Origin of the sequence: Sinomonas terrae, assembly GCF_022539255.1 — a bacterium.
Classification (GTDB): domain Bacteria; phylum Actinomycetota; class Actinomycetes; order Actinomycetales; family Micrococcaceae; genus Sinomonas; species Sinomonas terrae.
Map to the genome: position 1 here is coordinate 406,968 of NZ_JAKZBV010000001.1, position 13,345 is coordinate 420,312.

The following is a 13,345-nucleotide window of genomic DNA, read 5'->3' on the forward strand; positions in this document are numbered from 1 at the left end:
TCGGACGTCCCTCGTGGTGCGCCCCTTCAAGCGCGGCGGCGTCGCGATGCATGGTTCGGCCTCCCACCGGGTAGCTAGAACGCAATTCCCTAGCTGAAAGGCACGACAATGCCGCAGCCAACCCCGTCCGTCCCGTCCGTTCCGCAGACCACCTCGCACATCTCAGAGAACACGCCCCCGCGCCCGAGTCTCGCAACCCTCTGGACTGACGGTCTGGGGAAGGCGAGCATCCGCTCAGTCCAGGCGCTCGCGGTCGCGGCGCTCGTCGTCGTCGTCCTCTGGGCGATCACGCGGGTGCCGCTCGTCCTCATCCCGGTGACGCTCGCGCTCATCCTCGCGTCGGCGATCTCGCCGCTCGTGCACTTGCTCGCCCGCCGCCACTGGCCGCAGGCGCTCGCTGTCGCTGCGTCCTTCCTCGCAATCCTCGTGGTCTTCGGCGGCGTGGTCACCGGGGTCGTCTACCTGATTAGGGCTCAGGCGAGGGAGCTCGCCGTGCGGTTCACGAACGGGATCCAGCAGCTCCATGACCTCCTCAACAACGGACCTGTCAAGGTGAGCGACGCCCAGCTCAACAGCGCCCGCGACTCGATCCAGCGGTTCTTCACCAACGGCAGCATCGGCGCCGAAGCGCTGAGCGGGGCCAAGGCCGTGGGCGAGATCTTTGCCGGCGTTGTGCTCATGGTGGTCATCCTGTTCTTCTTTCTCAAGGACGGCCCCAAGATCCGCGGCTTCTTCGTCGGCTTCATGCCATCCGCGCACCAGGCCACCGCGCACCGCGCCCTCGAACGCAGCGCCCGCGTCCTCGGCGGCTATGTGCGCGGCACCGCGCTCGTAGCGCTGACCGACGCCGTGATCGTCGGCGTCGCGCTGCTCATCCTGCATGTCCCGCTCGCCGTGCCGCTCGCCGTGTTCGTCTTCATCGGCGGCTTCATCCCGATCGTGGGCGCCACCGTCGCCGGGTTCCTCGCCGTCGTCGTCGCGCTGGTCTCGAACGGACCCGTCGCCGCGGTCGTCGTGCTCGCGGTGATCATCGCCGTGAACCAACTCGAGCACCACGTCCTCCAGCCGGCGTTCATGGGCCGCGTCCTCAGCATCCACGGCCTCGCCATCGTCCTCTCGCTCGCGGCCGGCACGATGCTGGCCGGGATCGTCGGCGCTCTGCTCGCCGTTCCCGTCACGGCTGTCGGCTGGACGATCATCAAGACGTGGAGAGGGCGGGACGAGATTCAGGCCGCTTAACGTTCGCCCAGAGCCTCCCGCACCGTCTTGAGCAATGAGCCGAAGCGTTCGTTCCGGGGGAGCTCGTCGAGCAGGATCGCCTCGCCGTCCGGACCGGCGAGCGGGATCCGCCAGTTCGGATACTCGTTCTCGGTGCCTGGCTGGTTCTGGGTGCGCCGCTCGCCGACAGCGTCGACGAGCGCGATGCCGAGCAGGGCCGATGGCGTGAGGGCCGTGAACGCGTAGAGGGCCTCGACCGTCCGCTGGACGCCCGCCTCGGACTCCAGGGGCGGCAAGAGCCCGCGCTCGCGGACACGCGCGAGGACTGCCTCCCGTTCAGCCGCGTCGGCAGCCCGCTCCTCCTCGACCGGCCGGCGGAGGAGGCCGAGCGATTCGCGCAGCTTCACGTGCTCCCCGGCGAGGTAGCCCGCCGTCGGGGGCAGGTCGTGGGTGTTGACGCTCGTGAGGCAAGCCCGCCGGTACTGCTCCGGCGCAAGCGGGCCGCCGTCGTCGTGCTCGAACCACAGAATGGACGTGCCGAAGATGACCCGTTCGGAAAGGTAGTCGCGAACCCACGGCTCGAACACACCCAGATCCTCGCCCACGACAATCGCGCCCGCGCGCTGCGCCTCGAGGGCGAGGATCCCGATGAGGGCCTCATGGTCGTAGTAGACGTACGTGCCTTCCTCAGGGCCGCCGCCCTCGGGGATCCACCACAGGCGGAAGAGGCCCAGGATGTGGTCCACCCGGATGCCGCCTGCGTGGCGGAGGATCGTGCGGAGCATATCGCGGTACGGCGCGTAGCCGGCCGCCGCGAGCCGCGCCGGGTGCCAGGGCGGCTGGTTCCAGTTCTGCCCCTGCTGATTGAAGACGTCCGGAGGGGCGCCCACCGTCACTCCCTTGGCCAGGACGTCGGAGAGCATCCACGCGTCCGCGCCGTCCAGCTTCACCCCCACGGCGAGGTCGTGGACAATGCCGATCTCCATGCCGGCCTGCTTCGCGCTCCGCTGCGCCCGCTCGAGCTGCTCGTCGCAGATCCATTGGAGCCAACGGTGGAATTCGATGCGGTCCGCGAGCTCCTCCCGCAACTCATCGGCGCGGCGCGAGGAGGGCGACGACGCCGCGGCCCACTCCGCGGACGACGGCGGCAGCGTCTCGGCCAGTGAACACCAGAGTGAGAAGTCGTCGAGGCCACGGCCCAGCTCGGCTCGGAAACGCTCGTACTGCCGCTCCCGAGAGGGGCTCCGCGGGACGGCGAAGACGAGCCTGAGCGCGGCGAGCTTCGCGTCGAAGCTCGTGGCCCGGTCGAGCAGGTCGGCGGCCCGGTTGGCCGGGTGGAGGCGGTCCGCGAGCCGTTCGATCTCCTCGCGTGCTGCGGGCTCGAGATAGCCGTACTCGGGAATGTCCTCGATACGCACATAGAGCGGATTGAAGAACCGGCGTGTGGCCGGAAGGTACGGCGAATCCTCGACGGGAGGCTTTGGCTCGGCCGCATGCAGCGGGTTGACGAGGACGAAGCTCGCGCCCTCAGCCCCGGAGATCGCGCCCAGATCGTTGAGGTCGGCGAAGTCCCCGATGCCCCACGAGCGGGACGACCGAACGGAGTAGAGCTGGGCCATGAGTCCCCAACTGCGGCTGTCTTGCAGCCGGTCGGTCGTCGCGAGCCGCGCGGGCGTCACGACGAGCGGGCACTCCGAGACCCGGCCCTCGTTCTCCGCATACAGGGTGTGCCATCCCAGCGGGAGGCCGAGCGGGAGGCTGAATGTCGCGCGGCCGGTCAGGACGCCGTCGACCTCTCGCGGCGACTCCCAGTCATCCGTCTGCGCGACATCGAAGCGGCGGCCGTCCTCCGCCGAAATCCACACTCGGAGCGCGCTGCCGTGGGGGACATGCAGCGGGACGCGGCTTTCCTGGCGTTCACGGACGACGACGACGGGCGGCAGGAGCCGGCGCCATGGCTCGAGCGAGGCGTCGGCAAGGGAGGTTTCGACCTCCTCGGAGGTGTTCGCCGGGACGCCGAGCGCGGTGAGGACCTTGCGCAGGGTCTGGGACGAGACGGCGCGCTCTTGGCCGTCGAAGCCCCAGAAGGAGGTGGCAACGCGGTGGGCAGAGGCCAGTTCGCGAAGGAGAGTGTCGGTACGGTCGTGCTGGATCTGCTCGGTTCCGGCCATGGCCCCACTCTAGGCTGCGGTCCGGCGTGCAACTAGGAAGGCCGGCTCGGGAGGGCGGGTTCGGGAGGGCACTGCTGGGAAGTCCTCACTAGGAAGAGGGAGTACCGTGTCGGTCTGTGACTTCCCTGAACAGCACCAAGGTAGAGATTTCTACCGCCGACGGCGTCGCCGACGCCTACTTCACCCATCCCGACGACGGCGCGGCGCACCCGGGCGTGCTCCTCTACATGGACGCGTTCGGGCTCCGTCCGCACCTCGAGGCCATGGCCGACCGCCTTGCCAAGGCGGGCTATGCGGTCCTCGTGCCGAACGTCTTCTACCGCAGCGGGCCAGCTCCGGTCTTCGACCTTCCCGAATTCATCGACACCTCGCAGCGGACGGGCATCTTCGAGCAGATCGGCCCCGTCATGCGTGAGCTGACGTCCGAGCGCGCTGTGAGCGACGCCGAGGCGTACCTCGCGTGGCTCGCCGACCGGCCCGAGGTCACGGAGGGACCCGTCGGCGTCACGGGCTACTGCATGGGTGCGCGCCTCGCGCTCCGCACCGCAGGCGCTTTCCCCGATCGGGTAGCGGCCGTAGGCGGCTTCCACGGCGGCAACCTCGCGACCGACGACGCCGACAGCCCCCACCTCGTGGCCGACCGCATCAAGGCCGAGCTCTACTTCGGACACGCCGACCACGACCACTCTCTCCCGCCGGAGCAGATCGATCGGCTCAACAAGGCGTTCACGGACGCCGGTGTGCGGTTCCGGGCCGAGGTCTACGAGGGCGCGAGCCACGGCTACACCCAGGCGGACACCGCCTCGTACAACCGTGACGCTGCGGAGCGCCACTGGAAGGAACTGTTCGCGCTGTTCGAGCGGACCCTTCCCCAAGGCTAACCAGAAGCCCCGCAAACCCAAGGCAGGACCGGCGGATTCGTCCACCGGTCCTGTCGTTGCATAGGGCCTCTCGGGCGGACCCTCCGGCAGTTGGCTGCTGATTCGCCGGTTGGCCGCAGGGGCGCCGGTTGGCCGGAGCAAATCCGCCGGCTCGCTGCAGATCCGCCGAGTGCTCGCTGCAGATCCGCCGGTCTGGTGCAGATCCGCCGAGTGCTCGCGTCAGATCGGCCGGTCTGGTGCAGATCCGCCGAGTGCTCGCGTCAGATCCGCCGGTGTTCGCGCAGATCCGCCGGTTGGCCGTGGGGGAGCCGGTTGGTGCCCCCTCTTTTGCGGCCGACCCCCTTCCTCGACGCAGCTTCGCCGGTTGGGCGCAGTTTCGCCGATCGGCCCGGAACAGAGCCGCCGGTTGGGTGCAGTCTCGCCGCTTGGCCGGAGCGGATCCGCCGGCTCGCCGCAGGTCCGCCGGTTGGCCGTGGGGGAGCCGGTTGGTGCCCCCTCTTTTGCGGCCGACCCCCTTCCTCGACGCAGTTTCGCCGGTTGGGCGCAGTTTCGCCGATCGGCCCGGAACAGAGCCGCCGGTTGGGTGCAGTCTCGCCGCTTGGCCGGAGCGGATCCGCCGGCTCGCCGCAGGTCCGCCGGGTGGCCGCAGGGGAGCCGGTTGGTACCCCCTCTTTTGCGGCCGACCCCCTTCCTCGTCGGAGTTTCGCCGGTTGGCAGCAGTTTCGTCGATCGGCCCGGAATAGAGCCGCCGGTTGGCAGGAGTTTCGCCGGTTGGGCGCAGTTTCGCCCGAGGACCGAGTTTCGGCGGAGGGAGCGAGCGTGATCGTGCATGGGGAGCCGTCCCGTGCCGCCGAAGTCGCAGAGCGGCAGCGGATCACGGCTGGGGAGCCGTTCGCTGCCGGCGCGGTGGACGAGATCGTAGAGGAAGGGCTGGATACGCGTCGGCTCTGTCGCCGGGTGGCGGAGGCGGTGGCGCGCCAGCTAGATCAGTGAGCCACGCGCTCAGTCCAGGCCTTCGGTGATAGTCCCATAGGGATTGTTCTCATCGACGAGTGCCTGCACGCTTCCGCCCGTGAAGCGGACGTGCACTCCGTGCCTCTGACCCGCGGCGGACTGCTCGAGTATCGGCCGCACAGTCTCGACGAAGGCGGGGTCCTTGTCCGCGAGGTACGCGGCGTACTGCTCTGGAAGCTCGGGCATCGAAGGTGGTTCCCTTCTGCTGTCGTTGAGGTCGTTTCGCAATGATTGCGTAATCGCAAGAGTACGTCGCGAACTGGGTCGAAGAAAAGGCCGGCCTCGACGGCAGCGGGCGGTGGCCTCAGTGGCTGTGGTCGCCGCGGCTGTATTCGAACACCCACCCCAGAAGGCCGATGATGGCGAAGGCCGCGCCGATCGGGACGAGCCAGAACGCTATGGCCACGCCGAGCACCGATATCGCGCAGGCGGCTCCGAGCGAGATGGGCCACCAGCTCCAGGGGCTGAAGAACCCCTGATCGCCCGCGCCCTCGTGGATCTCGGCGTCCTGGCGGTCCTCCGGCCGGGGGCCAACCCGCCTTCCGGTGACCCAGAGGTAGGTCGTGATCATGAGGGCGAGCCCGGCCACGAGAGCGAGCGGCACGCCGCCGGCGAATTCCGCGAAGTGGGTCATGAGGGCGTAGATGAACCCCACGATGAGCAAGAAGACGAAGATCGCTCCGAAAAGCAGGGACTCTATCTTCATGACCGCTCCTCCAAGAGGCCTCGCGGCGCGGTCGGAGTGGGCCGCACCGCCATGCCAGATTAGGCACCTCGGGTGCCAGATAAGGAAGCCCCCGGCACGAATTCTCCCGCTGCAATTCGGGACCGTCCTCAACGCGGTGCAGGCTCTGCATGTGCGCTGGAAGCCTCCACCATTGCCGAGGCGCAAGGAGGTCACCCGAGCAAAACCTATCGGATATTCGATATAGGATTTGAAGGTTTGGTTGGGATGTCCGTGCACTGCCGGCACGGGTAAAACCCAGCAAGTAAGGAAGGAGTGCGCCGTGGATCGGAAGCCCCGAGTCGTCGTAACCGACTTGGACCAGCCGTCGCTGGCGGAGGAAGAGGCGGTCAGCGCCGCCGAGGGGTTCGAACTGGTGCGGACCGACTGCCGCACTGAGGACGACGTCATCCGCGCCGGCGAGGGAGCCGACGCCCTGATCGTGCAGTACGCACCCATCACGCGCGCCGTCTTCAAAGCGCTGCCAGGCCTCAAGGTCGTTGCCCGCTACGGCGTCGGCGTGGACACCGTCGATCTCGAGGCGGCCACCGACGCCGGAGTCGCTGTCTGCAACGTCCCCGATTACGGCACTGAAGACGTGAGCGACCATGCGATCGCCCTCGCGCTGAGCCTCGCGCGCGGCGTCGTGGGTCTCGACCGCGAGGTGCGCCGCGGCAACTACTCGCTCGCACCGGTCCAGCCGCTGCACCGCGTTGCCGGTCGGGTCTTCGGCGTCGTCGGGCTCGGTCTCATCGGCGCCGCAACCGCGCGCAAGGCGCGCGGCGTGGGCTACGAGACCGTCGGCTTCGACCCCGTCTATGAGCCGGGGACGACGACGGCGGAAGGCACCGCCGTCGTGAGCTTCGACGAGCTGATCAGCCGCGCGGACGTCATCTCGCTCCACGTGCCCCTCAATGCCCACACGCGCCACCTCATCAATGCCGACGTCCTCGCCGCCATGAAGCCGGGCGCCATCCTCGTCAACACGTGCCGGGGCGGCGTCGTCGACACGGAGGCGTTGATCGAGGCGCTGCGCTCGGGCGGCATCCGTGCCGCCGGGCTCGACGTCTTCGAGGAGGAGCCGCTGCCGAAGGACAGCCCGCTGTTCGATGTCCCCAACACCGTGCTCACGCCCCACGCTGCCTGGTACAGCGAGGAGTCGCAGGTCGAGCTCAAACAGAGGACGGCGCAGAACGTCGCGGACGTGCTGGCCGGACGGAAGCCCAGGAACATCGTGAACCCGGAGGTATTGGCATGACGACGATGAGCCCGAACACAACGCCGGCCGCACCCAAGGCCGGAACAGGCGCTCGGCCTGAGGTGAGCCACAAGCCGGGCAGCGCCCCGGCTGTGCAGGCTCCCGACGCGCGCGTCGCGGTGCGCCGCCAGCTGCCCAAGATCTCCGAGGTGCGCGAGCTCCTCCAGTTCCGTGCCCCCGTCCTGGACCCGGTTCGGCGTCGCCTCGAGGGTGCGCTCACGATCGGGGACCTGCGCAAGATCGGCCGCCGGACCACGCCGCGCGCGGTCTTCGACTACGTCGACGGTGCGGCCGAGTTCGAGATCACAGCCCAGCGCAACCTCGCGGCGTTCCGTGACGTCGAGTTCGTGCCGGAGACCCTCAACTCGGTGGCCGAGCCCGACCTCTCGACCGAGCTGTTCGGCGAGCGCATCGCCTTCCCGCTCGTCTTCGCACCCACGGGCTACACCCGCATGATGCACCACGAGGGTGAGGCCGCCGTCGCCCGCGTCGCTGAGCGCAGCAACCTCCCGTACTCGCTCTCGACGGTCGGCACCACGACGATCGAAGAGGTGCGGGACGCCGCCCCGAACGGGCAGAACTGGTTCCAGCTCTATCTCACGAACAACGAGGCGCTCAACGAGGAGATGGTGGGCCGGGCCCTCGACGCGGGCTGCAAGACCGTCATCCTCACGGTCGACACGGCCGTAGCCGGCGGCCGGCACAAGGACACCCGCAACGGCCTGACGATCCCGCCGTCGCTGACGGTGAAGACATTCCTCGACATGTCTCGCTTCCCGTACTGGTGGTTCAACAAGCTCACGACGGCGCCGATCAACTTTGCGCTGCTCCGTGACTACCCGGGGACGTCGGCAGACGTCGCTGCCATGCTGTTCGATCCGGGGCTCAACTACGAGGATCTCGAGTGGCTGCGCAAGGCCTGGCCGCACAATCTCCTCGTCAAGGGCATCACGAACCCGCAGGATGCTGCGCGCGTCGTCGAGCTCGGCGCTGACGGCGTCGTCGTCTCGAACCATGGCGGCCGGCAGCTCGACCGGACGCCGGCGACGCTCGACGTCCTTCCCGCAGTCCGGGAGGCCGTCGGAAGCGATGCGACCCTGCTGCTCGACAGCGGCGTACGCAACGGGCAGGACATCGTTGCGGCGATCGCGCGCGGTGCGGACGCCGTGATGATCGGCCGCGCCTACCTGTACGGCCTCATGGCCGGCGGCGAGCGCGGCGTCCAGCGGGCGGTCGAGATTCTGCAGACCGAGTACCGGCGCGCGCTGCAGCTGCTTGGGCTCAAGGAGACCTCGCAGATCGCGTCGCGTCACGTGCGAACGCGGGGCTGACCTCTCCGGCGAGGCGGGACAGGGGCGGCCACTGAGGGTTTCGCGGCGGGAGACGCAGAGGCGTGCCGCGCGTCGGTTAGGGTCGATGCAACTGACCCGTTCTTCGAAGGCAGGGGAGTTATGCGCGCAGAACCGCCAGTCGATGGCCTCATGGGCCCACTCGAGCTCCTATTCACCGGGACCGTGTGGGCCGAGGGCCCCGTCTGGGTCCCGTCGTCGCAGACCGTCCGCTGGAGCGATATCCCCAACAACCGCATCCTCGAGTTCGATCCGGTCACGGGCAAGGTGCGGGACTACGCGACGGAGGTGGAGTTCACCAACGGCCGCACTCTCGACGCCGATGGGAGCGTCGTGCAGTGCAGCCACGGGCGGCGTCGGGTCGAGCGGGACCGCGACGGCGACGTTGTCGCCATCGTCGATTCCTTCGAGGGCAAGCGTCTCAATTCGCCGAACGACGTGGTCGTCGCACGAGACGGCACTATCTGGTTCACCGATCCGCCCTACGGCATTCTCCCTGGGACAAACGAGGGCCATGAGGGGGAACAGGAGTACGGCGCCTGCTACGTCTTCCGCTGCGGGTCTGGGGGAGAGGACCTCACCCCCGTGGTGACAGACCTCGTGCATCCCAACGGCCTCGCCTTCTCGCCCGACGAATCGCTGCTCTACGTCGCGGACACCGCCGGACTGCGCCACAACGTTCCGTTCCGCATCGCCGTCTATGACATCGTCGACGGCGCGTGCCGTAACGGCCGAACTTTCGTGCAGTTCGACGACGGGCACCCTTCGGACGGGTTCCGCGTGGACGTCGAGGGACGGGTCTGGACCTCGGCCGGCCCGTCGGTGCGCGTCTACTCACCGGACGGCACACTCCTCGCCGAGACGGAGCTGCCCGAGACGGTCTCCAACGTGTGCTTCGGCGGCCCGGACGGGCACGATCTCTACATCACCGCCACCACGAGCCTGTACCGCCTGCGAACCGCCACCCGCGACGCTGTCCAGGCCCGCCGCGCCAGATGAGGGCCGTGCTCGCGCTGCTCGTGCTGCCCCTAGTGTTGGGGCTTCTGGGTATGCACGCCCTGGCCGCGCACGCGGTCGAGCCCGCTGCGGCTCCCGGACAGGCCGCTGCCGACCACTTCGCTGCCGGGCACAGCTCTAGCTCCGGAATGGACGACGACGCCTGCCACCCCGGCTGCCCACCTTCCGGCGCCGCCCATTCCTCTGACTGCATCCCCGCACCGGGGGCCCAAGCGCCCACAGTGCCCGCCGCCGTCGTCCTTCTGCGCTCGGACGCAGTCCTGACGGGACCCGCGGGGTCTGTCGCACCCCGCCCGGATCGCCTGGGCGCCTCTCCCGCACCTGAGCTTCACGACCTGTCGATCAGCCGAACGTAGGCCGAGCCCGCCGCGGCCATCGATCCAACAGCGCCTTGGCCGCGCTCGCGCGTTCCCGACATTTCTCATCGACAGGAAGACCATGACCACACTTCAGCACACCCATGCCCGCCGTCGTCCGCTCGGCTTGACGCTCCTCGCGGTGGGCGCGCTCGCGCTCGCGGGGTGCGGGGCACCCGCCGCGACGCCGGCGTCGACGGCCACGGCCGACATCCATAGCGGGCACTCGATGCCGAGTGCCTCGGCCGGATTCAACAGCGCCGACGGGATGTTCGCGCAGATGATGATCCCGCACCACGAGCAGGCGGTGCAGATGAGCGAGATCGTCCTCGCGAAGCCGGGGCTCGACCCACGGGTCGTCGCCCTAGCCCAACAGATCAGGGCCGCGCAGGCTCCCGAGATCGCCACGCTCAAGGACTGGCTCGCCGCGTGGGGCCAGCCTGAGAGCATGCCCGGCCATGGTGCGGGCGAGGCGATGAGCGGAATGATGAAGGACGAGGACCTCGGCCAGCTCCGTTCGGCCGAACCGGCCAAGGCATCGAAGCTGTTCCTCACGCAGATGATCGCCCACCACGAGGGCGCCGTCGAGATGGCGCGCACGGAGACGCAGGAAGGGCAAGATGGCGGCGCCGTTGGGATGGCTTCGGCGATCGTGGCGTCCCAGAGCAGGGAGATCGAGGAGATGAAAGCGATCCTCGCGCAGCCCTAGCACTGCTCTGCATGCACGTCCCGCGGGGGAACCAGCGGGATCGCCGCGAGCGGTGCCGCCGCGACGAGGCAGAACGCAAGGGGGTAGCCGAGGACGGTGACGAGGGCGCCCACCGCGGGTCCAACGCCCGACGCCGCGATGAACTGCCCGGTGTTTTGCGCCCCGAGCGCCTTGCCCGACCAGCGCGGTCCCGCCGCCTCGGCGACGGACGTGAACGCGAGGCCGTTGTCCGCGACGCTGACAATGGTGGCGATCACGAACGCCGCCACAGCGGCGGCCCGCAGGGACGCGACGTCGGTCGCGGCCGCCAAACCCATGGTCACGGCGGCCGCGACCGCGACCCAGCGGAGGAGCCGCACCCGGCTCCCGAGGCGATCGCTCCACACGCCGACCGCGATGCGCCCGAACGCTCCCACGACCTGCGCGATGCTCACAGCCGCGCCTGCCGAGACGCTGTCGAGACCGACGTCGGCGATGAGCCACACGAGCCCGAACGTCGAGAGAGTGAACTGCGGGACCACGAGGAGCACCGAGACAGCATGGATGCGCAAGAGGAACGAGCCCGCGCGATACGGGTTCGGCCCGCTCGCGGAGCCGCCGCGGCTGGGGGTCCGCGGCGGATTGACGAGTCCGAGGCCGCAGAGGACAGCGAGCACAGCGTTGAACACGAGCGGGAGGATCAGCGCTGCGCTCGTCCCGTGCCCCGCAGCGATCCACGGGACAGTGAGCGCCGCGACGGTCACGCCGAGCGGCTGGGCCATCTGCCGGATCCCCATGGCCAGCCCCCGGCGGCTCCGCGGGAACCAGCCGACGACGACGCGCCCACTCGCCGCGTTGCTGCTGGCCGCGGGTCTCCCGATTCGCTCCCTTGGCCATGCCGTCCATGCCGCGCCCCTTCCGCCACGGCCATCGTGCTCCAATGTCCACTAGGTGAGCATTTTCGTCTCACTATTCGGAAAATGACTAGCGGCGCGGCAGGTTGTGACTTCGCCGCCGTCGTTTCGCCGCGCTCCACGCGAGGTAGCCGCCGAGGCCGCCGAGGGCCGTGAGCCCGGTCCGCATGAACGGTGCGCGCCACCCCGTCCACCGCTCGCGATCGATGGAGACGAGTTCTCCGACACCACGGATGAACGCCGCCGTGATCACGCCCGCCACCACGCGGTCGCCGATCTTCTCCGCGCGGATGAGGAGCGGCTCGAGCTCGGCAGCGCGGAGGCGCACCTCGAAACCACCCGAATCGACGATCCGCACGAGCCCGTCGACGAGGTGCGGGAGATCCTCGACGAGGTCCATCGCGCCCAGCCCCGCGTCCTTGAGCCCCTCGAGGATCGCCTGGGGCGAGTGCCGCTCAATGAACAGGTCGACCACGTAGGGCTGGAGCGCCTGGCTGAGTCGGAAGCTCGGGTCGAGGACTCGGCCAAGGCCTTCGGCCATGACCAGCATCTTGGAGATGACGGCGATCTCCTCCGGCAGCTGAAGCCGGTGCGTCCGCACCACCGTTAGCAGCCGCTGCACAAGCCGGGCCGTGTCGACGTCCTGCAGATCCACCCGGTCGTAGAGCGAGATGAAGTCGGCAACGTCGTCGGCCAGGTCCGGGAGATCGGCCTCGTGGCTCCCCGCTGACATGTCGAGCAGCGTGCGCGCGAGCCGTCGAGCGTCCTTGCGGGCGACGGCGAGGAGCAGGCGGCTCAGCTGATCGTGGAGCCGGGCATCGATCTCCCCGATCATGCCGAAATCGATGAGCGCGATCGCGCCATCGGTCTGCACGAACATGTTGCCCGGGTGCGGATCCGCATGGAAGAAGGCGTCCTGGAAGACCATCTGGGCGAGGGCGCTGGCAGCGTTGAGCGCGAGCGAGGAACGATCGAAGCCAGCGGCGTCCAATCCTTCGACGTCGTTGATCTTGAGCCCCTCGACCCGCTCGAGCGTGAGCATGCGCGATGTCGTGGTCTCCCAGAAGACGCGCGGAATCCGGATGTGGGGATCCTCGGCGAAGTTCGCCGCAAAGCGCTCGGCGTTGCGGGCCTCCTGGAGGTAGTCGAGTTCCGCGAGGATCGTGCGGCCGAACTGCTCGACGAGGCCGACGAGGTTGTAGTCGGCCGCCGCGGACCACTGGCGGCTCGCCGACGAGGCGAGGTTCCGCAGGATCTCGAGATCCTCGCGGATGCGGTCCACCGCACCCGGCTTCCGGACCTTGACGACCACGCGCGTCCCGTCCGCGAGGCGCGCACCGTGGACCTGGCCGATGGACGCGCTCGCGATCGCTTCGTCGTCGAACGTCGCGAAGGCCTCCTCCACGTCGACGCCCAGCTCCTCGCGGACGACGGCGCGGATATCCTCTGCGGGGACGGGCGGCACCGCGTCCTGGAGCTTCGCGAGCTCTGCCTGATACGCCTCCGGCACGAGGTCGGGGCGGGTGGAGAGGATCTGCCCGAGCTTCATGAACGTCGGCCCGAGCTCCTCGAGGGCGAGGCGCAGGTGCTCGGGGCCGCCGGCCGTCGCGTCAACAGCGTCGCCGAGCAGGTTCGTGGGGGACCAGCGGCCGAGGCCGGTGGCGTGGAGAAGGTGCCCGAGGCCGTGGCGGGTCAGGACTTCGCCGATCTGGGCGTAGCGGGCGGCGCGGGAGCCGGAGATTCCGAAGGCCATGC

At 69.1% G+C, this 13,345-nt stretch carries 12 protein-coding genes; 7 read left to right on the forward strand and 5 right to left on the reverse strand.

The genetic code is table 11. The features are described 5' to 3' along the window. Positions 1-108: 108 nt before the first annotated feature. A complete protein-coding gene (locus tag L0M17_RS01955; RefSeq protein ID WP_241050730.1) occupies positions 109-1,239 on the forward strand; it encodes an AI-2E family transporter in 1,131 nt (376 codons plus the stop codon). Here the strand turns inward: L0M17_RS01955 and malQ are convergent. Then, entirely contained in the window at positions 1,236-3,389 is a 2,154-nt protein-coding gene (malQ, locus tag L0M17_RS01960; protein WP_241050732.1) for a 4-alpha-glucanotransferase, read from the reverse strand. The two genes, L0M17_RS01955 and malQ, sit on opposite strands and share 4 nt — an antisense overlap. Positions 3,390-3,505: 116 nt before the next feature. Here malQ and L0M17_RS01965 point away from each other — a divergent pair, with 116 nt between their 5' ends. Then, entirely contained in the window at positions 3,506-4,270 is a 765-nt protein-coding gene (locus L0M17_RS01965) for a dienelactone hydrolase family protein (RefSeq protein ID WP_241050734.1), read from the forward strand. Positions 4,271-5,272: 1,002 nt separating this feature from the next. Here the strand turns inward: L0M17_RS01965 and L0M17_RS01970 are convergent. Continuing rightward, positions 5,273-5,470, reverse strand: coding sequence for a hypothetical protein (locus tag L0M17_RS01970; protein WP_241050735.1), 198 nt, complete (start codon positions 5,468-5,470; stop codon positions 5,273-5,275). Between the two features lie 118 nt (positions 5,471-5,588). Then, on the reverse strand, positions 5,589-5,990 hold the full coding sequence (locus L0M17_RS01975; protein WP_241050737.1) for a cytochrome c oxidase subunit 4: 402 nt from the start codon (positions 5,988-5,990) through the stop codon (positions 5,589-5,591). A gap of 301 nt (positions 5,991-6,291) precedes the next feature. Here L0M17_RS01975 and L0M17_RS01980 point away from each other — a divergent pair, with 301 nt between their 5' ends. The 5 genes from L0M17_RS01980 to L0M17_RS02000 all read left to right on the forward strand — a co-directional run bounded on the left by L0M17_RS01980 (position 6,292) and on the right by L0M17_RS02000 (position 10,697). Beyond that, a complete protein-coding gene (locus tag L0M17_RS01980) occupies positions 6,292-7,266 on the forward strand; it encodes a C-terminal binding protein (RefSeq protein ID WP_241050739.1) in 975 nt (324 codons plus the stop codon). After that, complete coding sequence (locus L0M17_RS01985) at positions 7,263-8,597, forward strand: alpha-hydroxy acid oxidase (protein ID WP_241050741.1); 1,335 nt, start codon at positions 7,263-7,265, stop codon at positions 8,595-8,597. Before L0M17_RS01980 ends, L0M17_RS01985 begins: the two co-directional genes overlap by 4 nt. Positions 8,598-8,717: 120 nt before the next feature. Then, positions 8,718-9,614, forward strand: a complete 897-nt coding sequence (locus L0M17_RS01990; protein WP_241050742.1) for an SMP-30/gluconolactonase/LRE family protein — start codon at positions 8,718-8,720, stop codon at positions 9,612-9,614. Then, positions 9,611-9,988: a DUF6153 family protein gene (locus tag L0M17_RS01995; protein WP_241050745.1), complete on the forward strand. Its 378-nt coding sequence runs from the start codon at positions 9,611-9,613 to the stop codon at positions 9,986-9,988. The genes L0M17_RS01990 and L0M17_RS01995 overlap by 4 nt, the downstream gene beginning before the upstream one ends. An 82-nt stretch (positions 9,989-10,070) precedes the next feature. Further along, positions 10,071-10,697 carry a DUF305 domain-containing protein gene (locus L0M17_RS02000; protein ID WP_241050747.1) on the forward strand — a complete coding sequence of 209 codons (627 nt, stop codon included), beginning with the start codon at positions 10,071-10,073 and terminating at the stop codon, positions 10,695-10,697. Here L0M17_RS02000 and L0M17_RS02005 read toward each other — a convergent pair. Together L0M17_RS02005 and L0M17_RS02010 are read right to left on the reverse strand one after the other, a co-directional pair. After that, positions 10,694-11,617 (reverse strand): MFS transporter, encoded by a 924-nt coding sequence (locus tag L0M17_RS02005; protein WP_241050748.1) that lies wholly within the window; start codon positions 11,615-11,617, stop codon positions 10,694-10,696. The genes L0M17_RS02000 and L0M17_RS02005 overlap by 4 nt on opposite strands. Positions 11,618-11,660: 43 nt before the next feature. Next, complete coding sequence (locus tag L0M17_RS02010; RefSeq protein ID WP_241050750.1) at positions 11,661-13,343, reverse strand: ABC1 kinase family protein; 1,683 nt, start codon at positions 13,341-13,343, stop codon at positions 11,661-11,663. Positions 13,344-13,345: the final 2 nt, after the last annotated feature.